Below are 21,156 nucleotides of genomic sequence, written 5' to 3'. Positions count from 1 at the left end.
GTGAGCCGGGTGCCCGACCCGCCGCGGGGGTGGGGGTCGGGCACCCGGCCTTCCTTCCCGCAGTGCACTGCGGGAGGGACGGCACGATACTGCTGGGGGCATAGGGGAACTCCTGGTGCGCAGGATCCCTGGTCCGTCGCGGATCTGCCGTGGAGGTCTGTGCACGGGGATTGACCCTCTTCCTCCACGGCGTGTAAAAACGTGCCGCGGTGGACTCGTGGCGCGAGTCCGCCGGCTTCCCGATGGGCGGGCTCGACCACCCACCCGAAAGCATGTGACGCGTGCTTTCGCGGGTGGCATATGAGAGCGCTCTCAAGGTGAGCGGGTGCCCGGGGTGCGGGCACTGGGGATGCGGCAGGGACCATGTACCGGCCGCATCCCCGGCCGCGGCCGGGGGTGTCACCGACCCCGCGGCCGACGGCACGAACGGCGCGGGCGGCACGCACGGCATGGGCGGCACCGGCGGCCCGGACTGCCCGGTGGAGGACGGGGCACTCGGCTCCGCACCGGTCGAGGTGGTGGTCGTACATCCCTGACCCCCACGGTCACCTGTCCCTGAGTCGGGGACGGGAGGGAGAGGGCCGGGGCGTATCGCTCCGGTCCTACTTCATCGGCGCCGCCCGCCCCCGGCCGGTCAGTGGTCCTTGACCGTGATGCCGAGGGAGGCCGCGAGCAACGGGGCGAGATCCAGCAGCTGCGCCGAGGAGACCGTCGCTCCCTGCAGTGAGTCCAGGCCGCCGGCGATGCCCAGCGCGGTGGCGTCCCGCAGGTCGACCCGGCTGAGGGTGGCCCGGTCGAACCGCACCCCCTCCAGGGCCGAACCGGGGAAGGTCACCTCGGTGAGCGCGGCCCCGCCGAAGTCCACATCCCGCAGCAGGCAGTCGGTGAACGACACCTCGCGCAGCTGGGCGCCGCGCAGATTGACCGAGTCCAGCTTGCAGTTGTGGAAGGCGACCCGGCGCAGCTCGGCGTCGTAGACCTCCAGGCCGGCCAGCATCCCGGCGACCACCTCGGCGTCCAGCCAGGCGGTGTGGGACAGATCGGTGCCCACCCAGCGGACGGTGTGCAGCCAGACGTCGTTGAACCGGGCCCGCCGCAGCCGGCCGCCGGTGATGGTCACCGAGGAGAAGGCGCACTCGGTGAAGCGGGCGCCGCCGGCCGCCGGCTGCTCCAGGTCCAGGCCGTCGAAGAGCAGGGTGTCGTGGTACTCCTCGGCGCCGAGCTCCCCCTGGAACGGCACCAGATGGTCCGCGTACGGCAGGTCGTCGCGTTCACGGGGGGACTTCGGCACGGCGGACCTCGCAGGCTCGGGGGAGGGTCGGCCCCGGAATCGTCGCAGGCGCCGCCGACAAGCGGGGTCCGTCAGGGCCGTCCCTCCACTGCGTCCCTGGTCGGGGCCGTCCCTCCCGGGGCGGTCAGCGAGCGTTCGAGCAGCAGTTCCAGCTCGCTGAGCGGCAGGTCCGGGCGGAGCCGCTCCGGGTGGCGGTGCGGTGGGCCGGCGGGTTGCTGCTCGTCCTGGACCGGCGGGACGTACACCCACAGGCAGCCCGCTGCGATCACCCCCTCCCCGACGCGGCGCAGCAGCCGGCGCAGTGTCATGACAGGCCTGCCGGGGTGAGTGGTCTGGCAGCCTCGGCGGAGGGCTCGGCCGTCCAGTTCCACAGTCGGGAGAGCGCCTGCTGGTCCAGGTCGTGGCCCTCGGTCCAGATCCGGGCGGCAGCGCCGAGCACACTGCGCCGGTCGTCCTCCGGGGTGCCGGGCTTGGCGGGAAGCAGCGCCACGGCGGCACTGGAGCCCAGCCTGACGGCACGGTGGCGGCGGGCGAAGGCGGTGAGGGTCTGCCGGGGGCCGGCCTCGACCAACAGCACGTCGTCCGCGGCGAGCAGCTGCTCCAGCGCCGGGGCGAACCAGACGGTGTCGGTGAGCTGGCGGGCCCAGTAGCGGGGGCTCAACGCCTCGTCCGGGCCCATCAGTTCACCGGTGTAGCCGGAGTAGAACGGTATCTCCGGCTCGTTGAACCGCAGCCCGCGGTAGGCGATCTCGACGGCGTCGGAGGCGGGGGCCATCGCCGGGCAGTGGAAGGGGCTGGTGGCCGGTACGGCGACCACGGTGTGGCCGTCGGCGCGCAGTGCGGCGGCCACCTCGGCCAGCGGTGCGGTGGGACCGGCCAGCATGGTCTGCTGGTTGGCGTTGACCGCGGCGACGGCCACATCGCCGTGGAGATACCGGCGCAGTGACGACTCGGAGGCGGCGACCGCGAGCATCCCGCCCGCCGGGATCCGCACCGCGTGCCGTACCCGCTCCCGCATCATGGCGACCGCGTCGGACAGCGACACCACTCCGGCCAGTGTCGCCGCGACCAGCTCCCCGGCGCTGTGGCCCAGCAGCGCCGCCGGACGCACGCCCCAGCTGAGCACCATCCGGCCGAGTGCGTAGTCGACCGCGAAGAGCAGCGGCTGGGCGCGCGGACGTCGTCGATCGGGATCGCCGGGCGGTCGCCGAGCCAGTCGGTGCGGACCGCCGGGCCCTCGTCGCCGAACAGGTCCAGTACGGCGTCCACGGCTGCGGTGAAGACCGGCTCGTGCCCGTAGAGGCCGGCGGCCATCGCGGTGTGCTGGGAGCCCTGGCCGGGGAAGAGCAGCGCGACCGGGCGGGGGCGGCCGGTGGTGGCCGCCCTGGCCGCCTCGACGGCGGCGGGGGCCTGCCGTGCGGTGGTGACGGCGGCGGCCCGCACCGGGCCGAAGGCCCGTCCGTAGGGCACCGCGGTGGGCAGTGCGGGGAAGCCCTGCGGCTGCAGGCCCTCCAGCAGGGTGTGCAGTTCATGCCTGACCTGGCGCTCGTCGGCTTCGTCACGGCCGGACCACACCAGCAGCCGGTGCCGGTCGGGGTCGCCGACCGGGCCGCCGTGGCGCAGCGGGCGCAGGACGACCGAGTGCTCCGGGTCCAGCGGGGAGCTGGGCCAGGGGCCGAGCCCGGTCAGGTCCAGCGCGCCGACCACGGGCCCCTCGGCGACGGCCTCCGCTGCCCGGCGCAGCACCTGGACGGTGACGGTGCCGGTGATGGGGTTGTCCAGGGTGGCCAGCAGTGCCAGGTCGGTGGTCTTGGCCTGGAGTTCGAGGTGGGCGAGGCGCAGCGCCTGGCCGGGGGTGGCCAGGGTGCGGACCGGCAGGCCGCGGTGGTCCGGCGGCGGTGCCTCGGAGGGTTCGAAGCCGCCGACGTACAGCACCGTGCGGGCGGGCAGGCGGTCCGTGCGGTGGTGGCCGAGCGCCTCCAGCAGCGGCCCGGGGACGTCGGCCGCGGTTCTGCGCAGCCGGCCGGAGCCGGCCTCGACCGTGAGGCGGCGGGTGACCGCGGTGTGGGCTGTGAGCGACATCCGTGCTCTCCTTGCGGGGTCGGATACGAAGGATCGCGGACAGGGGGCGGGGCCCACCCGCCAAGCCCCAGGGGCGCGGGGAACCGCGCGGTCGGCCCGCGGTGAAGGCGCGGGTTTCTCACGCGGTTCCCCGCGCCCCTGGGTGTACGGAGCTGCCGGGGCCTGCCCGGCCCGGGTCCGTGCGGAGTCGCCAGGCGGCCCCGGGGCGGCGCCGCGGACCGGGGTTGCCGAGGCCGGCCGCCCCGCCGGGGCGGTGGGGCGGCCGACCGGGTCAGGAAGCGCTGTTGATGAGGGCCAGCAGGGCGCGGGGGGTCTCCGCGTCGACGACCGCGTCGTCCGGGATGACGAGGCCGTACTCACGCTGGATCTGACCGATGACCTGGAGCAGGGCCAGTGAGTCGTAGCCGAGGTCGATGAAGGGCGTGTCGATGACGTCGCCGTCCAAGTCGACGCCCTCCTCCTCACCGGCGCTCTCGCGCAGCATCCGGGTCAGGTCGGCGAGGGTCACTTCGGTGGTGATGGGCATGGCTGGTCCTCTCTTGGATGGGGCGCGGAGACGGGAAAGGGTCAGGCACTGCGGCGGACGACCAGGGCGGCGTTGAAGCCGCCGTGGCCCCGGGTGAGCACCAGGGCGGTGCGCAGTCGCGCATCCCTGGCCTCGGTGACCAGGTCGATGGAGTACTCGGGTGCCGCAGCGGCCACCGGGGCGGTCGGCGGGATCACGCCGTCCCGCAGTGCCAGCAGCGCGGTCGCCACATCGAGGGCGGAGCCGCCGGCCAGCAGCCGCCCGGTCATGCTCTTGGGGGCGGTCACCGGGACGGCGCGGGCGCCGAAGACGGCCACGATGGCCTCGGCCTCGGCGCGGTCCAGGGCGGGGGTCCCGGCGGCGTCGGCGAAGACCACGTCGATGTCGGCGGGGGTGAGTCCGGCGTCCGCCAGGGCGTTCTCGGCGGCACGGCGCAGCCCCGGCGGGCGGCCGGAGCCGGGGGCCGGGTCGAGGGTGGCGGCATAGCCGGCGATCTCGCCGTAGATCTGGGCCGCGCCGCGGCTGCGCGCCGAGTCGGCGTCCTCGACGACCAGGATCGCGCCGCCCTCGCCGGGGACGTAGCCGCTCGCCTCGGCGGAGAACGGCAGATAGGCGCGGCTGGGATCGGATTCGGTGCTGAGCAGGCCGGAGGCGATCTGCGGCACCCAGCCCCAGGGACAGACGGCGGCGTCGACACCGCCGGAGACCACCAGCGGGACGCCCTTGCGGATGTGCCGCCGGGCGTGGCCGAGCGAGTCGATCCCGCCGGCCTGCTCGGTGAGCAGCACCCCGCTGGGGCCGCGCATCTTGTGGCGGATGGAGATCTGACCGGTGTTCACCGCGTAGAACCAGGCGAAGGACTGGTACGCGCTGACGTACTCCTTGCCCTGGCTCCACAGGTTCTGCAGCTCGCGCTGGCCGAACTCGACGGCGCCGCCGGAGGCCGCGGTGACCACGCCCATGCCGTACTCCGGCAGCTGGTCGGGGACGACGGCGGCGTCCTTGATGGCCCACTCGGCCGCGGCCAGTGCCAGTCGCGTCATATGGTCGGTCTGCGGCATCAGCCGGCGGGGATGTGCTCCTCGGCGACGAAGCCGGGGACCTCCCCGGCGACGGTGGACGGGTACTGCGAGGCGTCGAAGCGGGTGATCCGGCCGAGACCGGACTGCCCGGCCAGGGTCGCCTTCCAGTACTCCTCGGTGCCGAGGCCGTTGGGAGCCGCGACCCCCAGGCCGGTCACCACCGTGGTGGGGCTCATGACAGGCTCCTCTCCGGCCTGGCCAGCACCATGGCGCTCTGGAAGCCGCCGAAGCCGCTGCCGACGCTGAGCACGGTGTCGGTCTGCTTCTCGCGGGCGACCAGCGGGATGTAGTCCAGGTCGAGTTCCGGGTCGGGCTCGTGCAGATTGGCGGTGGGCGGCAGCAGCCCGTGCTCCATCGCCAGGGCGCAGGCGGCGATCTCCAGGGACCCGATGGCACCCAGCGAGTGGCCGATCATCGACTTGATGGAGCTGACCGGGGTCGCGTACGCATGGGCGCCCAGGCTCTTCTTGAAGGCCCCGGTCTCGTGGCGGTCGTTCATCTTGGTGCCGGAGCCGTGCGCGTTGATGTAGTCGATGGAGGTGGGGTCGAGCCGGGCCTCGTCCAGCGCGGCGTCGATGGCCTGGGACATCTCCCGGCCGTCGGGCTTGAGGCCGGTCATGTGGTACGCGTTGCAGCGGGCGGCGAAGCCCGCGATCTCCGCGTAGATGTGCGCACCGCGGGCCCGGGCTGCCTCCAGCTCCTCCAGCACCAGGATCGCCGCGCCCTCGCCCAGCACCAGGCCGCTGCGGGTCCGGTCGAAGGGACGGCAGGCGTGCTCGGGGTCGTCGTTGCGCGGGGTGGTGGCGTGGATGGCGTCGAAGCAGGCCGAGGTGATGGGGGAGATCGGCGCCTCGGTGGCGCCGGCGATCATCACATCGGCGGTGCCCTCGCGGATCAGCTCCACGGCGTGGCCGAGCGAGTCCAGCCCCGAGGTGCAGCCGGTGGAGACCACCGCGGCGGGGCCCTCGGCACCGGCCGCGAAGCCGACCTCGGCGGCCATGGAACTGGGCACGAAGTGCCGGTACAGCTCGGGCACGGCGTACTCGTGGTCGACGTTCCACTTGCGGCCGCCGTCGCTGACCACGACGTACTCGCGCTCCAGGCTGGTGGTGCAGCCGACCGCGCTGCCCAGGGAGGTGCCGATCCGGCCGGGGTCGAGGGCGGAGAGGTCCAGGCCGCTGTCGGCGACCGCCTCGCGGGTGGAGACCACCGCGAACTGGGCGGCCCGGTCGAGCCGGCGGATCTCCTGGGGGGACAGGCCGGAGGCCTTGGGGTCGAAGTCGCACTCGGCGGCGACCTGGGAGCGGAACGGCGAGGCGTCGAAGAACGAGATGGTCCGCGTCGCCGAACGGCCCGCGGTGAGCAGCTCCCAGTAGTTCTTGACACCCACGCCGCCCGGCGCCACGACGCCCAGACCGGTGATGACGACTCTGCGCATCGCCGTTACCTCGCCTTCGCCGGGGCCGGGTGCCGCTGAGGGCTCCTGCCGGTCGGAACTGTGCGGGCCACTGTGGTTCCCTTCGGTCGGGGCCGCTGCTGGATCGGGTCCGGCGGCCGGGGCGGTTCAGGGTCTGTTCCTCTCCGCCCCGGGCCGACCACGCCGGGCAGGGCGCCGCTTGTGGCGTCGCCCGCTGCCGGTGCCGTCATGGTTCGACCCGGCTCTCGACGGACGCTCGGGTCCCCGTGGAACGGTTCGGGAGGGAGGCCGCCGCAGGGCGGTCCGGTGCGGTCCTGCGCTGCTGCGACGGGGGCACCCCGTATGCCCCAGGGGCGCGGGGAACGGCGCGGCCGGCCCTCCGCGGAGGGGGTGTGGTCGCGTGGTTCCCCGCGCCCCTGGGCTGTGGCGCGGTCGGGCGCCGGGATGTGCCGCGGGTGGGGGTGCGGAACCGGTCGGGCCGGTCCGCGGGTCAGTTGACGGCGGTGGGCTTGAGGTCCAGGCCCGGGTCTCCGGAGAGGACCGCGTGGTGCAGCCGCTGCAGCTTGGGCGAGGGCTCCAGGCCGAGCTCGTGCACCAGGGTGCCGCGCAGCCGCTGGTACGCCTCCAGCGCGCGCCAGGCGCCGCCGGAGCGGTGGGTGGCAAGCATCAGCTGGGCGCAGAAGTTCTCGTGCATGGGGTGACGGGCCGCCAGGACCCGCAGCTCGGGGACGACCTCGTTGTGCCGGCCCAGCCGCAGGTCGGCGTCGATCCGGCGCTCCAGGGTGGCCATCCGGTCCTCGTCCATCCGCAGCACCTCCAGCTCCAGCACGCTGCCGGCCCTGACGTCCACCAGGGCGGGCCCCTGCCACAGGGCGAGTGCGCTGCCGAGCAGTTCGGACGCCGCGCGGTAGTCCCGGGCGTCGTAGGCGGCCCGGCCGGAGGCGGCGAACTGCTCGAACTCGTGGACGTCGATCTGCCCCGGCTGCACCTGGAGCAGATAACCGCCGTGCTGGGTGATCAGGACGTCCTTGGCGTCACGGGTGGGATCGCCGTCGAGTGCGGCAGCGATCTTGCGCCGGAGCTGGAGGATGTAGGTCTGCAGAGTGGTCGCCGCACTGCGTGGAACGTCGGCCCCCCAGATCTCCTCCATCAGCGTCGGGACCGTGACCACACGGTCGGCCTGCAACGCGAGCAGTGCGAGTATCTGCCGCGGCTTGGCTGCACTCGGCACGATCGACACGCCGTGTTCGTGAGCGGTCAGCGGCCCGAGAACCTTGATCTCCATGGTGCTCTCCCCTCAGCCTCATCCGTCGGTCATCCGGCCGCCGGCGCTTGTCGAAGCATGGGGTCGAGCCTGTCACCACACCTCTTGACTGCCCAGTGAGCGGCTCATGAGGCGGATCGTGAAAATGTCATGCCGCGCACATGAGTCCCACACTGGGCGCGGAACGGTCGAAGTCCGCAGACTCCTGGTCAGGAAACGAGCCGCAGCACGACGTTCGACACGGCATCCGACTCTCTGGGGGAACACACCATGCAGATCATGGCAGATCCGTCCGTGCTCGCTCTTCGGGCCGACGAGGCCCGCCGCTTCGCCGAGCTCTCCGCCCGTACCGGGCTGGAGCCCGAGCTGGCCCAGCGCTACGCCAACGACCCGGTGGCGGTGCTGGCCGAGTTCGGCCTGACCGCGGCCGAGCCGCTGTACCTGGGCGGGGACGTCGACGACGACTCCCTGCTGCTGATCGAGGACCTCGACCCCGCGAACGACCTCCTGCTGGAGGCCCGCAGCAGCTTCTGCATCACCTCGCCGGCCGCGCTGGCGCGATGAGACCGGAGGCGGAGCAGGCCGGCCGGCCGCTGGGCTTCAAGCCCCATCTGCGCCTCGAAATCGTCCCGGGCGAGGCGACGTACCTGCTCTCCGCCCAGGGTGTCACCGCAGTCCAGGGCAGGTACGTCGAGAAGCTCGCCCCACTGCTCGACGGGACGCGCACTCTGGAGCGACTGCTCGCGGAGGCGGAGCCGCAGGTGCCCGCCGCCGCGGCCGGCCGGCTGATCGCGGACCTGGCCAGGGCCAACCTGGTCGGGTACCGCGTGCCCGCCGTGGACGACGCCGCCCAGGCGTACTGGGAGCTTGCCGGGGTGGACGGCGGCGAGGCGGAGGCCGCCCTCGGACGGCTGCCGGTCGCCGTGGTGGCGACCGGGCGGATCGACGCCGAGCAGGCCCGACGGGTCTGCTCGGCGTCCGGGCTCTCCGTACGGGAGGCGTCGGACACCGCTCCGGCGGCCCTCACCCTGGTCCTCTGCGACGACTACCTCGACCCGCAGCTGCGGGCGATCGACGCCGGGCTGCGGGCAGCCGGACGCCCATGGCTGCTGGCCAAGCCCGGCGGCGCGCAGCCCTGGATCGGTCCGGTCTTCCAGCCGGAAGGGGCGTGCTGGTCGTGCCTGGCGCACCGGCTGCGCGGGCAGCGGCGCTCCGAGCTCCCGCTCCAGCGGGCGCTCGGCATCAACGGTCCGCTCCCACGGCCCGAGGCGTCACTGGCGGCAAGCCGCGCCATGGGTCTCCAGGCGGCCGTCCTGGCGGTGGCGCGCTGGCTGGCCGGGGTGCGGGACATGGGCGAGGACGGGATCTGCATCATGGACACCCTGGCCATGAAGACCCGTCACCACGGCGTCCGGCGGCGGCCCCAGTGCGCCGACTGCGGAGACCCGGGCCTTTCGGCGGCCAGGGTGCTGGCACCGGTGGAGCCGGTCTCCCGTCCCAAGGTGCCCGGCACCGAGAGCGGCGACCGGGCGCTGCCGCCCGAGCAGGTGCTGCGCCGCTACCGCCATCTGGTCAGCCCCGTCACCGGGATCGTGGACGCGGTACGCCCCGACAACCGGCTGCCCGAGGGCGTCAACTGCTATGTCTCGGGGCGCAATCTGGCGATGGAGCCGCGGACCCTGGCCGGGCTCCGCAGCGGTCTGCGCAGCAGCAGCGGAGGTAAGGGGACGACCCCGCTGGAGGCGGAGGTCGGAGCGCTCTGCGAGGCCGCGGAGCGCTACTGCGCCACCCGGCAGGGCGATGAGCCCGTGGTGCGCGACACCCTGCGCGGGCTGGGGCCGCAGGCGCTGCACCCCAACGACTGCCAGCTCTTCGACGAGCGGCAGTTCCGCTCCCGGGAGCGGTGGAACGCCACCCACTCGGCGTTCCACCAGGTGCCCGCGCCCTTCGACCCGGACCGGCCGGTGGACTGGACGCCGGTCTGGTCGCTCACTGCCGGCACCCACCGGCTGCTCCCCACCTCGATGCTCTACTACGGCGAGGACCCGCACGGGCCGTGGGCGGACTCCAACGGCAACGCGGCAGGAAGCAGCCTGGAGGACGCGATCGTCCAGGGATTCCTGGAAGTGGTTGAACGCGACGCGGTGGCGCTGTGGTGGTACAACCGCACCCGGCATCCGGCCGTGGACCTCGATGCATTCGACGAGCCCTGGATTACCCGGCTGCGCACCGTCTACGCGCGGATGCACCGGGAGCTGTGGGTCGTCGATCTCTCCTCGGATTTCGGCGTCCCGGTGATGGCCGCGGTCTCCCGTCGGACGGACAAGGCCGCGGAGGACCTGGCGTTCGGCTTCGGTGCGCACTTCGATCCGCGGATCGCCCTGCGCAGGGCGCTCACCGAAATGGGGCAGCTGCTTCCGGCGGTGTGCGAATCCCGGGCGGACGGTTCCGGGTACCGCCTGCGCGATCCGGAGCTGATGTCCTGGTGGACCGGGGCGACCGTCCGGAACCAGCCATATCTGACGCCGGATCCCGGTGAGTCGGCGCGCGGTCCGGCCGACTACGGGCACCGGGCCAGGACCGACCTCAGGGAGGACATCGCGGTGGCGGAAAGAATGGTCCGCGCGCAGGGAATGGAACTGCTGGTCCTTGATCAGACGCGTCCGGATATCGAGCTCCCGGTGGTCAAGGTGATCGTCCCGGGAATGCGGCACTTCTGGGCCAGATTCGCCCCGGGCAGGCTGTTCGAGACGCCTGTGCGCCTGGGCAGGATCGCCAGGCCGTCGGCTTTTGAAGATCTCAATCCCATCCCCCTCTTCGTGTGACACGGATACTTAACGGGGGAACGGGTCTCTCCCTGTGGCTGCGTCAAGTCCCGCGCGCTACGATCCGGCTTGACCCAGCGGCCCTGGAGTGGGGGGACCTTGGACGGGACAGAGGTCAACGGCATGGTTTCCGGCCACGCGTCCGGAGCCCCCTTCCGAGATCCGCCGCCCCCGCCGGCGCCCGCCGCCGGGGGCGGAGCAGTGCCGTTGGCGACGCAGGACCTGCCCGCCCCGCGGCTCGCCAGGACGATGACGATCTTCGCCCTGCTGTGCTTCGCGGCACTGGCGATCACCAATGTGACGATCGGGGGGGCGCGGGGGCCGCGGCTCGCCGCGTTCGTGCTGTGCATCCTGGCCGTCTTCGCCGTGCAGGTGGTCAACTCCTCCTCGAGGATCCGCCGCTGGGCGTTATGGCGGAGGGCCGCCTCGCTGGCTCTGCAGGCGGCTCTCACCTACGGGCCGGCCGCGGTCTTCGGTGAGGTCTGGGGAGGCATGCTGGGCTGTCTCGCGGGCTCGACCCTGCTGCTGCTGCCCAAACGGGCGGGATGGGGCGCCTTCGGACTGGTCTCCCTCAGTTCGCTGGGGTTCGGCATCCTGCTGGAGCCCTCGGTCTTCGACATCGTGTACGTCGTCCAGTCCACGATGCTGACCGGCTTCATCATCTATGGGCTGACCCGGCTGGCCGACCTGGTCGCGGAGGTGCACTCCTCCCGGGGTGAGCTGGCGCGGGCGGCGGTCCTCCAGGAGCGGCTGCGGTTCGCACGGGACCTGCACGACCTGCTGGGCTACAGCCTTTCGGCGATCACGCTCAAGACCGAGCTGATCCACCGGCTGATCGGCCTCCGGCCGGACCGGGCACGTGAGGAGACCACGGAGGTGCTGGAGGTGTCCCGCCAGGCACTCGCGGATGTCCGGCTGGTGGCCAGCGGCTACCGGGACATGTCGCTGGCCGCGGAGGCGGAGTCGGCGGCGAGGACCCTGAAGGCGGCCGACATCCAGGCGGAGGTCGTCATCGACTGCGGACGGCTCCATCCGCTGGTCGACACCGTGCTGGCCACGGCGTTGCGCGAGGGGGTCACCAATCTGCTGCGGCACAGCAAGGTCCAGGTGTGCACCGTCAGCGCGGCGGTCACCGAGGCAGAAACGGTCCTGCTCACCATGGTCAACGACGGTGTGTCCGAGGAACGGCTGGATTCCTCCCCGCGCAGCGGAAGCGGGATCGGCAATCTGCAGACCCGGCTCGGCGCCATCGGCGGGCGGGTGACCGCCGGAGTGCGGGCGGACGGTCAGTTCGAGCTCGTGGCGGAGGCGCCGATGCGCCCCGAGAACCCTGCCCCGGCAGCGGAGGGGCCGGAGGAAGGCTGCATACGGTCCGTGGCCTGAGGGTCTAGGCTCACGATCCGGGCAACGTCAGGACAAGGGGGGCCAATGCTGTCCGTGAAGATCCTGCTCGCCGAGGACGTCCATATGATCCGCGGCGCACTCGTGGCGTTGCTGGAGCTGGAGCCCGACTTCGAGGTGGTCGCCTCGGTGGACCGCGGCGACCTGATCGTCAGAACGGCGCTGGAGTCCAGACCCGATGTCGCGGTGATCGACGTCGACCTCCCGGGCATCGACGGCCTCACCGCGGCGGCAAGCCTGCACGACCGGCTCCCCGGCTGCCGCACCCTGATCCTCACCAGCCTGGGCAGACCCGGAACCCTGCGCCGGGCCATGGCCGCCCAGGTGTCGGGCTTCCTGCTGAAGGACGCACCGCCGGACCGGCTGGCCCAGGCCGTGCGGGCGGTCGCCCAGGGCCAGCGGGTGGTCGACCCGCAGCTGGCGCTCTCGGCCTGGGACTGCCCGTCCAACCCGCTGTCCCCACGGGAGCTGGAGGTGCTGAGGATCGCCGCCCGGGGTGCCGACGCCGCCGAGGTCGCAGCTTGCCTGTACCTGTCAAAGGGTACCGTGCAGAACTACCTCACCGCCATCGTCGCCAAGCTCAACGCCCGCAACCGGATCGACGCCGTGAGGATCGCCGAGGAGGCGGGCTGGATTCCGTGACTGACCGTCAGAACCGTTGTGAGGTACGGAGCAGGGTGTCGAGCAGGCCCTCGTCCAGCGCCGTCCCGACCGACAGGTCCACGCTGTCGCCGAAGCCCGCGTCATGCACCGCGACGCTCACCACATAGCGCCGCTCCAGGGAGAACGTCCCGAAGGTCCAGGCGGAGCCCCCGCGTACCGCTTCCCCGCCGGGCTGCACCAGCCTGGCCTCGCCCCCGTCGAGCGCGAAGCCGAACTCGGTGAAGCGGAACCGCAGGCCCTGCCCCAGCGCCTTGCTGTACGCCTCCTTGAGCGTCCACAGCCGCACCAGGGTGTCATTGCGCAGACTGCAGTCCTCCCGGTCCACCCGGTCCAGCTCATATCTGGTGAAGCCCTGCCGCTCCGAACCGGTGCCCGCCATCCGGCGGTCCGCCAGCTCCACATCCACCCCGATCCGGCCCCGCCGGGTCACCCCGACCACCACCACCTCCTCGGTGTGGCTGAGACTGATGTCGATCTGGTCGCAGCCGCGCACATACGGCCGGCCGCCCGGCTGGTACGCCAGGTCCACCAGCTCCGGCCCGGTCTCGATGGCGGCCGCCGCGGCCTGCCGCAGCAGCAGCCGGGACGCCAGGAAGCGCTCCTGGGCGCGCGGATGGGAGAGCGACTGGTAACGCAGCCAGTCCCGGCCGAGCACCGGGCGGAACCGCGACGGCTCGGCCAACTGTCCCGCCCACCCGCCGAGCGTGCAGTACACCAGGGCCGAACCCGACGTGGTCAGGTCCTCCCGGACCGGGTCCCACGGCCCCCGGGGGTCCAGCGCGGTGCGCAGCGGTGGAAGCTGTTCGGCGGACCCCGTCATCTCAGGTCCTCACCAGAGGGTGGGCCAGCGGCCCGGCGTCCAAGGCGGAGAGCACACCGGCCAGATACACCGCGTTGGTCTCCGGACCGCGGCACATGGCGAGGCAGCTCGGCCCCTGGGCGCCGCCCATCCGGCGGATGAACGGGGTGAGCACCACCCGCGGCCCGATCTCCACCACATGGGTCAGCGCCTGCTGGTCCAGCAGCTGCCGGGCCGCCTCCGCGAACCGCACCGGCGAGGTGGCATGGGCGGTCCAGTACGGCGCGTACAGCGGCTCATTGGTCAGCCGGCCGTGCACGGTGGAGTAGTACGGCAGCCTCGGGGCGCCGCCCGGCAGCCGCCGGGTCACCGCCTCGAACCTGGCCAGCATCGGCTCCATCAGCGGTGAGTGGAAGGCATGGGTCACCTTCAGCTGCATACAGGCGATCCCGCGCGCCTCCAGCTTGTACTGGATCCGCTCCAGTCCGCCGATCTCGCCGGAGAGGACGGTCGCCCGGGCGGCGTTGATGGCGCCGATGGCCACACCGGGCTCGTCGGCCAGCAGCTCCGCCGCCTCGTAGGGCGCCGCGCAGGTGGCCATCATCCCGCCGCCCGACGGCAGGTACTGCATGAAGGCACCGCGCACCGCGACCAGCTTGGCCGCGTGCTCCAGGCTCAGCGAGCCGGCGATCGCCGCCGCCGCGAACTCGCCGATCCCGTGGCCCAGCACCGCCACGGGCTGCACCCCCGCCTCCTCCAGCGTCCGCGCCAGCGCGTACTCCACCGCGAACAGCGCGGGCTGGGTGAAGGCGGTCTGGTGGATCCGCTGGTCCCGGCTGAGGATCAGGTCGACCACCGAGGTGCCGGTGTACGGCAGCAGGGCCTCGGCGGCCTCGTCCAGGAAGCGGCGGTAGCCGGTGGAGTTGAGGTACAGCCCCGAGGTCATCCCCGGGTGCTGGGAGCCCTGGCCGGTGAAGACGAACGCCGCCCGCACCTGCTGGTCGCTGCCCAGCCTGATGTCTCGCAGCTCCAGATAGGCGGCGAGCTCCTGGACGGTCGGGTAGACCCAGATGTCGGTGGGGTCGATCACCGGGCCGAACTCCTCCTCGACGTCCCCGTACAGGCTCAGCGCGGCGACCGAGTCCAGGCCGAGCTCGGTGAACGGGACGTCGTCGGCCACCCTCCGCCCCACATAGTGGGACAGCCGCCCTGACAGCCAGCCGTGGTAGTCCGGGTCCCTCGGTGTGTTCATCGCTGTGCTCCTTCGTCGATGTGCGGGGCGCCCGCCCGGGCGCGGTGGGGCCCGCGTCAGGCCAGCGCAGAGCCGTAGAGGTCATAGCTGCGGCGGCCGTGCAGTCGTGCCAGGACCTCCGCGAGCACCCGCTGCTCGGCCGCCGCGGGACGGTCCGGCAGGGCCAGGCCGAGGCGGCGTCCCAGCCGGTAGAGAGCCGCGGTGGGCCAGGACGGGTCGGCCAGGAACGGGTCGTCCTCCGCTCGCTGCTCCCGCCACACCCCCAGACAGGCGGCCGCGGCCAGGACGAGCGCATAGCGGTCGGCCAGGCCGAAGGAGTGCGGACTGACCAGCGCCTGGCGGTCGTCGGGTGCGATGTCGACGAACACCTTGCGCAGCTCGTCCAGTTCGACGGTGAACCCCCGCGCCAGGAACCGCAGCGCGGAGCCGCCGCTCCGGTCGGCATGGTCGTCGTCCGTTTCGTCCGCGGCCTCCAGCAGATCCGTGCAGGCCACCAGGGTCGCCGCCAGCGGGTCCCCGTCGCCCAGCAGCGCCGCCTCCGCCAGATCCAGCGGCGGCAGCTCCGCATGCAGCCGGAACAGCTCCCCGGGTGCCTCGGGATCGGCGAACCAGGCGTGCCGGGCGAAGAACGGCAGCTGCGGCAGGATGGACACCTGGCGGCCCGCGCTGCCGGCATGGCCCAGCGAGGTCACCGGGAGGTCCCGCAGATGCTTCTGGAACATCCCGTAGGTGCCGTCCTCGGCGAAGCTCTGCTGGCCCAGTACGGCGGACATCTCGTCCATCGACTCCGCCACCAGCTTGGGCGCCAGATAGGCGGCGGTGGCCGCATAGGCACTCATCTGCTTGGGAATCAGATGCAGCGCCCGGGTGGCGACCAGCGCCAGGCAGTCGCTCACCAGCAGATCCAGGAAGGCCCCGGTGAGGACGTCCCGGACATGCCGCACATCCAGCGAGGACCGGCCGTCGGGCCGGGGCCGGGCGGCGAACCTGGCCACCGTGCGCAGCGCGGTGTCCCCGCCGGCCAGCACGATGGACGGGATCAGCCCCCGGATCACCAGCGACGACCGCAGCGACAGCTCATAGCCGTCGCCGAGCCCGCCCACCAGGGCCGACTGCGGGACCGGGCAGTCGTGCACCCGCAGGCCGCCGAACTCGGTACTGCGCATCCCGTTGGTGGTGTGGCGCTCCAGGTCCTCGACCCGGTCGGCCGGCAGCTCGGCCCGGTCCAGCAGCAGCACCGAGTGCGCCCGCCCGCGCTCCTCGGCGCCGGTGCGGGCGAAGACCACCAGCCCGGCCGCCCTGGCGGCGTTGGCGATCACCGCCTTGCTGCCGTTCAGCAGGTAGCCGTCCGGGTGCGGGGCGGCCTCGAACTCGTCGCGGACAAAGGCGTTGCCGTGCGCCACCTCGTGCCGCACCACGGCGATCCGCCGCCCCTCCAGCAGCATCCGGGCGGCCTGCTCCCGCTGGGCGCGGTTGCCGCCGGTCCACACCGGGACGGCGGCGAAGAAGCAGTTCAGGCCGTATCCGAAGCCGAGTGAGGCGTCCCGGCGGAAGACCGGCCGGAGCACCCGGCCCAGCACATCCATCCGGGACAGCCGGCCGCCGAACTCCGGGGGCACGAACTCGGCGTTCAGCCCGTAGGCGTCGAGCACCCGCTCGGCCTCGGCGAGCACCTCGCCCCGTGCGTCGGCGGCGAGCAGCGCATGCTGGCCAAGCGGGTTCTCGGCGGCGAGGAGCGGCCCGAAGTCCTGCTCCAACCGGTCGATCCGGTCCTGTGGTGTCATCGACGGCTCCCGGCGATCATTCGCTGTATCTCCGGCCTGACCTTCTGGTGAAGCGGCTTCAGCTCGCCCCGCAGGAACAGCCGGCGCATCGCCGAGCGCTCCACCTTGCCGCTGGTGGTGCGGCGCACCGTGCCGGGGCGGACCAGCAGCACCGCACCGGCCTGGAGCTCGAACTCCTGGGAGAGGCAGCTCTCCACCGCGGTGGCCAGACCCGGCAGGTCCACGTCGTACCGGCTTCTGGCGCGCAGCTCCTGGACCACCACCACGTGCTCGCGCCCGGCGGGCACCGCGAAGGCGGTGGTCGAGCCGAACAGCGCGCTGACCCGCTGCACGGTCTGCTCCAGGTCCTGCGGGTAGAGGTTGCGCCCGGCCACCACGATCACGTCCTTGAGCCGGCCGGTCACATGCAGGACGCCGTCCTGCACCGCGCCCAGGTCGCCGGTGCGCAGAAAGCCGCTCTCACCGTCCGCCGTGGTGGCGCGGAAGGTGTGGACCGACTCCCCCGGCCGCCGCCAGTAGCCGTGCGCCACGCTGCCGCCGCGGACCCAGATCTCGCCGATCTCGCCGTCCGGCCGCACCACCAGGGTCTCCGGGTCCACGATCCGCAGTTCCGCGCCGACGGCCCGCCCGGCAGGCACCAGGGTGGTGGCGGGGCGGCCCGGCCGGCTCTCGCGCAGCCCGTGGCGTTGCAGTGCGGCGCTGTCCACCACCCGCCCCGCCCCGTGCGGTTCGCTCACTCCACCGCTGACCAGCAGGGTCGCCTCGGCAAGACCATAGGCGGCGGTCAGCGCCCCGGGACGGAGGCCCGCGGGGGCGAACCGCTCGGCGAAGGCCTGCCAGGTCTCCGCGCGCACCGGCTCCCCGCCGCTGACGGCACGCTCCCAGCGGGAGAGGTCGAGCCCGGCCAGCTGCTCGTCCGTGGTGCGGTGGACGCAGAGCTCATAGGCGAAGTCGGGGGCCCCGCTGACCGTCAGCCCGTAGCGGGAGATCGCCTCCAGCCAGCGGACCGGCCGCCGGACGAAGGCCTCCGGCGACAGCAGCACCGAGGTGGCCCCGTGCCACAGCGGATGCAGCAACTGGCCCACCAGGCCCATGTCGTGGTGGAAGGGCAGCCAGCCGCCGAACCGCGACTGCGGCCCGGTGCCCAGCGCCTCGGTGATGGCCTGCTGGTTGGCCAGCAGATTGCCATGGGTCACCACCACGCCCCTGGGCTCCCTGGTGGAGCCCGAGGTGTACTGGAGGAAGGCCACCGAGTCGCCGGTCAGCGCGGGCTGCTGCCAGGGCGCCGACGGCGGGACCACATCTGCGGCCAGACACGGGATCTGACCGTAGCCGTGTCCGGCCAGCAGCCGCGACAGGTCCGGCGCCAGCGCGGCGTCGGTCAGCGCCAGGCAGGGCGCCGCGTCCCTGGCGATCCCAGCGATCCGCGCGGCGTGGTGCCCGCGTCCGCCGGGCGGTGCCGCGGGGACGGCGATGGCGCCCGAGTACAGGCAGGCCAGGAAGCTGACCGCGAAGAGCCTGCGGTCGCCGTGCACCACCAGAACCCGCTCTCCCGCGGCCCCGCGGTCCTGCAGCCAGCCCGCCAGCCGCTTGGCGGCGGCGTCCAGAGCCCGGTAGGAGACCACCTGCGGCTGTGCTCGGCCGTCGTGCTCGGGCAGCAGGACCAGTGCCTCCCTGCCAGGCAGCTCAGCCGCCTTGGCCAGGATGAGCTCTGAGAAGTTGCGGTAGCCGTTCACTGCCTCCCCCTCGCATGCCGTCAGTGCCACCACGCCCTTGAGGTCGGGCCTGTTCGTCTCCGCGGACGGTAGGAGCGTGATCTGGAGGCGGACTCGACCGCGCCCGGAACCGCACGGATGTGTGGCCTTAACTGCATGGTGCGCCGAGGGGCTCGAAGCGCCCTCGGGCCCGGAACGCGGACGAGCCGAGGACCAGGGGGTCCTCGGCTCGTCGCACGCCGGAGCGGACGGCTCAGCCGGTGATCGCGCGCTCGTAGGCGATGAGTCGGGTGCGCTCGGTGGCCACATCGGCGGTGCCGGCCATGCCGATCCGGTGCTCCTGGTAGCCCTCGCTGCCCAGCGCCCGGTCGCAGGACTCGGTGTCGTACCACCAGGAGACCCCGAGGTAGTTGGTCGGGCTGACCGTCGAGCGCAGCAGATCGCTGCCGCCGAAGCCGCCGAGCTGCCCGAAGTGCTCGGAGGTGTCGCGGAAGCGCCGTTCGAACTCCCGGTGTTCGCCGATCACCTGGGCATGCGTCAGTACGACGTTGGCCGCACCCGGCAGGGCCTCGGTCCGCAGCACCCGGTTGACGCTGAGCGCCTGGTCGGCATGGGCCTCCACCATCGTGCCCAGCCGCTGGACGTGTTTGAGGAAGGCGTCCTCATGCACCAGCTGCAGAAACCCCTGCAGGCTCTGCCAGTGCGCCAGGTGCACATACACCTGAGGCTGGTCCACCAGCTGCACCGTGACGAGGAAGTCGAAGTGTGCCTGCCGGCGCAGGAACTGGCAGTGCTCGCGGAACTCGCGCTCAAAGGCCTCGAAATCGTCCTTGGCCGTGAAGCGGTTGATCACTGTGAGCGGACCGTTGAGATCACGTCCCGGCATGTGCTTCCTCCGCGAACTCCTTGGCATGGCGCAAGGTGGTCGAGCTGTTGGTGCCCAGGGCCTTGCGAACCAGGGCCCGTGCCTCCTCCAGTGTGGCCTGCGGGCCGAGCATCCGGCGGACGCCTTCGGGGTCGAGGACCACGGTGTGCCAGGAGGTGGCGACGATCCCGGCGCCGTCCTCGGCCGGCTCGATCACCCAGCGGCCGGTGTGCCCGGCCATCGCGGCGGGTACCCGGGTCTGCTTGTAGACGATCGTCCGGCGGTCGCGGAAGACCACCCGGATCGAGACCGTGTTGTGGGTGGAGCCGTCGGGGCTGCGGGTGTCCATGTCCATGTGCTGGATGCCGGGCTCGTCCTCCGCCAGCTCCAGCCGGGCCACATGCGGCAGCCGCTCGGGCCAGAGGTCTGCGCGGTCCAGGAAGGCGAAGACGTCCTCGGCCGAGCCGTCGATCTGCTGGGCGTCGCTGAAGGTGAACATCAGCTCCCCCCGCAGTGCGCCCAGCTCCGCACCGGCCTTCAGCGCCGCCAGCTCGGCGCGGCTGTTGCGGTCGACGGCCTGCTCGATCAGCTCCACCGCGGCCGGGTCGTCGCCGATGGCGCGATAGTGGTGCAGCAGCGTCACTCGGGTGCCTTCGCCGTCCTGCTCGACGATCCACTCGCCGCCCATGGACTGCACGGGGGGAGCGGAGACCACCTGGCGGAAGCGGATGCGGCCGGCGCCTTCGTCCAGGGTGCGGGCCGAGGTCCAGGTCCGGGCCTGCCCGCCCGCGGTCGCCCAGATCTGCAGCAGCTGCTCACTGCGGCAGCCGTCCAGCGGGCGCTCCTCCAGCACCTCCACATGGACGGTGGGGCCGAAGAGCTGCGGCCACCCGGACACCTCGGCGACCAGCGCGAAGACATCCGCAGGCTGCGCAGAGACGGTGATGGAGTGCTCGGTGACGCGGACGCCCGTCGTCACGTCCCTGTCAGTCGCGGTCGTTGCGGCCACGGCGAACCTTCCCTTCGGTTCACGCCGCACGCGGGTGCGGCTGCTTCACGATGTCAGCTGTCACTTGAGATCGACTTGAGCGGTGCTGCAGTCAGGCCCAGCCGGGCCGCTCCAGGATCTCCACCACGGCGGCGCCCCAGCTGTAGCCGGCCCCGACGCCCACCAGCACGATGCGGTCGCCGGGTTTCGCCGCCCCGGACACGGCCAGCCGGTCCAGGCCGGCGAACTGGTCCCCGGCGCCCAGATGGCCCACCGTCCGGCTCCAGTCCCAGGTGGTGCGCTGGGGATCGATGCCGAACGGCTTGTAGTAGATGGCCTGGAGGCGCCGCCGGCCGAAGTGGGGCAGCAGCACCCAGTCGGCCTCGGCGAGCTCCATGTCGGCGTCCGACAGCGCCTGCTTCAGCACCGTCTGCTGGCCGGAGTGCGCCCGGGAGACGGCGAACGACATGCCCATCTCGCCGATGAACGCCTTCTTGGCCTCTTCGAAGTCCACCGGGATGCGATGGGTGAACGGCGCCGGACTGAACGGCTCCCGGCCGCGGTGCAGCGGCTCCAGCTCGGCGTCGGCGAGCACGGCCAGCGACCGCAGCCGGGCGAAACCGCCCCGGCGGGAGAGCACCAGCGCGGTGGCGCCGTCGGCATAGGGAGTGCCCGGGTCGGTGCGCCAGCGGTCGATGCCGGGCGCGCAGAAGCGGTCGGCGGTGGTCAGCAGGGCGTCGCAGCGGTTGCGGTCGGCGGTGAGATAGGCGGCGGCCAGGTCCAGCGCGGCCAGTCCGCCGTTGGACATCTGGCGGATCTCCAGCGCGGGGCAGCTGCCGCCGCCGGCCTCGCGCTGGATGTACGAGGCCACGGGCCACAGGTCCTGACCCTGGTGGTAGGTGTCGGCATGCAGGATCAGATCGAGGTCCTCGGGGGCGGAACCGGCCCGCTCCAGCACCGTACGGGCCGCGTCGGCGGCCATCTCGGCGGCCGACTGGTCGGGCGACCAGGCGACCGAGACCATGTCGGTGGCGGCGGCCAGCCGGGGCGGGCAGGCACCGGAGGCGACGGCGTCGGCGACCAGCAGTGAGGAGGGAAGGCATATCGCGGTCCCCCGGATGAAGATGTCCTCCACTCGCACAGCAACTCCCGGATGGATAGTGATGGGGCGTGGTCGCCGGGACGTCCCCGGCGGGGCCGCC

The 21,156-nt window shown here is 72.7% G+C and carries 19 protein-coding genes and 1 pseudogene; 5 read left to right on the top strand and 15 right to left on the bottom strand.

The window, feature by feature from the left end:
- The first annotated feature begins 293 nt into the window (after positions 1 to 293).
- On the top strand, positions 294 to 536 hold the full coding sequence (locus tag AB0761_RS17910; RefSeq protein WP_377270057.1) for a hypothetical protein: 243 nt from the start codon (positions 294 to 296) through the stop codon (positions 534 to 536).
- 98 nt (positions 537 to 634) lie between these two features.
- On the opposite strand, the gene AB0761_RS17905 is transcribed toward AB0761_RS17910, so the two are convergent.
- The 8 genes and pseudogenes from AB0761_RS17905 to AB0761_RS17870 form a co-directional block, all read right to left on the bottom strand.
- The gene (locus AB0761_RS17905) at positions 635 to 1,291 is read right to left on the bottom strand and encodes a pentapeptide repeat-containing protein (protein WP_377270056.1); all 657 of its coding nucleotides are present in this window, start codon (positions 1,289 to 1,291) and stop codon (positions 635 to 637) included.
- A gap of 71 nt (positions 1,292 to 1,362) precedes the next feature.
- The gene (locus AB0761_RS17900) at positions 1,363 to 1,599 is read right to left on the bottom strand and encodes a DUF6059 family protein (protein ID WP_377270055.1); all 237 of its coding nucleotides are present in this window, start codon (positions 1,597 to 1,599) and stop codon (positions 1,363 to 1,365) included.
- A complete protein-coding gene (locus AB0761_RS17895) occupies positions 1,596 to 2,420 on the bottom strand; it encodes an acyltransferase domain-containing protein (RefSeq protein WP_377270054.1) in 825 nt (274 codons plus the stop codon). The genes AB0761_RS17900 and AB0761_RS17895 overlap by 4 nt, the downstream gene beginning before the upstream one ends.
- Positions 2,309 to 3,373 carry a hypothetical protein gene (locus AB0761_RS17890; protein WP_377270053.1) on the bottom strand — a complete coding sequence of 355 codons (1,065 nt, stop codon included), beginning with the start codon at positions 3,371 to 3,373 and terminating at the stop codon, positions 2,309 to 2,311. Before AB0761_RS17890 ends, AB0761_RS17895 begins: the two co-directional genes overlap by 112 nt.
- A gap of 271 nt (positions 3,374 to 3,644) precedes the next feature.
- Positions 3,645 to 3,899 carry an acyl carrier protein gene (locus AB0761_RS17885; protein WP_377270052.1) on the bottom strand — a complete coding sequence of 85 codons (255 nt, stop codon included), beginning with the start codon at positions 3,897 to 3,899 and terminating at the stop codon, positions 3,645 to 3,647.
- A gap of 41 nt (positions 3,900 to 3,940) precedes the next feature.
- A pseudogene (locus AB0761_RS17880) lies at positions 3,941 to 5,157 on the bottom strand (ketosynthase chain-length factor).
- On the bottom strand, positions 5,154 to 6,419 hold the full coding sequence (locus tag AB0761_RS17875) for a beta-ketoacyl-[acyl-carrier-protein] synthase family protein (RefSeq protein WP_377270050.1): 1,266 nt from the start codon (positions 6,417 to 6,419) through the stop codon (positions 5,154 to 5,156). The pseudogene AB0761_RS17880 and the gene AB0761_RS17875 overlap by 4 nt, the downstream one beginning before the upstream one ends.
- Positions 6,420 to 6,888: 469 nt before the next feature.
- A complete protein-coding gene (locus tag AB0761_RS17870) occupies positions 6,889 to 7,683 on the bottom strand; it encodes a BTAD domain-containing putative transcriptional regulator (RefSeq protein ID WP_377270048.1) in 795 nt (264 codons plus the stop codon).
- A gap of 258 nt (positions 7,684 to 7,941) precedes the next feature.
- Here AB0761_RS17870 and AB0761_RS17865 point away from each other — a divergent pair, with 258 nt between their 5' ends.
- The 4 genes from AB0761_RS17865 (at position 7,942) to AB0761_RS17850 (ending at position 12,530) form a co-directional block, all read left to right on the top strand.
- Complete coding sequence (locus AB0761_RS17865) at positions 7,942 to 8,226, top strand: hypothetical protein (protein WP_377270047.1); 285 nt, start codon at positions 7,942 to 7,944, stop codon at positions 8,224 to 8,226.
- Positions 8,223 to 10,487 carry a TOMM precursor leader peptide-binding protein gene (locus AB0761_RS17860; protein ID WP_377270045.1) on the top strand — a complete coding sequence of 755 codons (2,265 nt, stop codon included), beginning with the start codon at positions 8,223 to 8,225 and terminating at the stop codon, positions 10,485 to 10,487. Before AB0761_RS17865 ends, AB0761_RS17860 begins: the two co-directional genes overlap by 4 nt.
- 201 nt (positions 10,488 to 10,688) lie before the next feature.
- Positions 10,689 to 11,870, top strand: a complete 1,182-nt coding sequence (locus AB0761_RS17855) for a sensor histidine kinase (protein ID WP_377270043.1) — start codon at positions 10,689 to 10,691, stop codon at positions 11,868 to 11,870.
- A gap of 45 nt (positions 11,871 to 11,915) precedes the next feature.
- Entirely contained in the window at positions 11,916 to 12,530 is a 615-nt protein-coding gene (locus AB0761_RS17850; protein WP_377270041.1) for a DNA-binding response regulator, read from the top strand.
- A 7-nt stretch (positions 12,531 to 12,537) separates the two neighbouring features.
- Here AB0761_RS17850 and AB0761_RS17845 read toward each other — a convergent pair whose 3' ends face one another.
- The 7 genes from AB0761_RS17845 to AB0761_RS17815 all read right to left on the bottom strand — a co-directional run bounded on the left by AB0761_RS17845 (position 12,538) and on the right by AB0761_RS17815 (position 21,095).
- Positions 12,538 to 13,371, bottom strand: a complete 834-nt coding sequence (locus AB0761_RS17845; protein WP_377270039.1) for a 4'-phosphopantetheinyl transferase family protein — start codon at positions 13,369 to 13,371, stop codon at positions 12,538 to 12,540.
- A gap of 1 nt (position 13,372) precedes the next feature.
- The gene (locus AB0761_RS17840) at positions 13,373 to 14,602 is read right to left on the bottom strand and encodes an acyltransferase domain-containing protein (RefSeq protein ID WP_377270037.1); all 1,230 of its coding nucleotides are present in this window, start codon (positions 14,600 to 14,602) and stop codon (positions 13,373 to 13,375) included.
- Positions 14,603 to 14,658: 56 nt separating this feature from the next.
- Positions 14,659 to 16,386 (bottom strand): acyl-CoA dehydrogenase family protein, encoded by a 1,728-nt coding sequence (locus AB0761_RS17835; RefSeq protein WP_377270035.1) that lies wholly within the window; start codon positions 16,384 to 16,386, stop codon positions 14,659 to 14,661.
- Positions 16,383 to 18,122 (bottom strand): fatty acyl-AMP ligase, encoded by a 1,740-nt coding sequence (locus AB0761_RS17830; protein ID WP_377270034.1) that lies wholly within the window; start codon positions 18,120 to 18,122, stop codon positions 16,383 to 16,385. Before AB0761_RS17830 ends, AB0761_RS17835 begins: the two co-directional genes overlap by 4 nt.
- A 232-nt stretch (positions 18,123 to 18,354) precedes the next feature.
- Positions 18,355 to 18,987 carry a hypothetical protein gene (locus tag AB0761_RS17825; protein WP_377270033.1) on the bottom strand — a complete coding sequence of 211 codons (633 nt, stop codon included), beginning with the start codon at positions 18,985 to 18,987 and terminating at the stop codon, positions 18,355 to 18,357.
- Positions 18,974 to 19,945 carry an aromatase/cyclase gene (locus AB0761_RS17820; protein WP_377270032.1) on the bottom strand — a complete coding sequence of 324 codons (972 nt, stop codon included), beginning with the start codon at positions 19,943 to 19,945 and terminating at the stop codon, positions 18,974 to 18,976. Before AB0761_RS17820 ends, AB0761_RS17825 begins: the two co-directional genes overlap by 14 nt.
- Positions 19,946 to 20,066: 121 nt before the next feature.
- Positions 20,067 to 21,095, bottom strand: coding sequence for a ketoacyl-ACP synthase III family protein (locus tag AB0761_RS17815; protein ID WP_377270031.1), 1,029 nt, complete (start codon positions 21,093 to 21,095; stop codon positions 20,067 to 20,069).
- Between the last annotated feature and the right edge of the window lie 61 nt (positions 21,096 to 21,156).

This window comes from Peterkaempfera podocarpi, from assembly GCF_042466665.1.
Lineage (GTDB): Bacteria > Actinomycetota > Actinomycetes > Streptomycetales > Streptomycetaceae > Peterkaempfera > Peterkaempfera podocarpi.
Note: the sequence above shows the minus strand (reverse complement) of the source record. Positions and strands in the feature narration are given on the sequence as shown.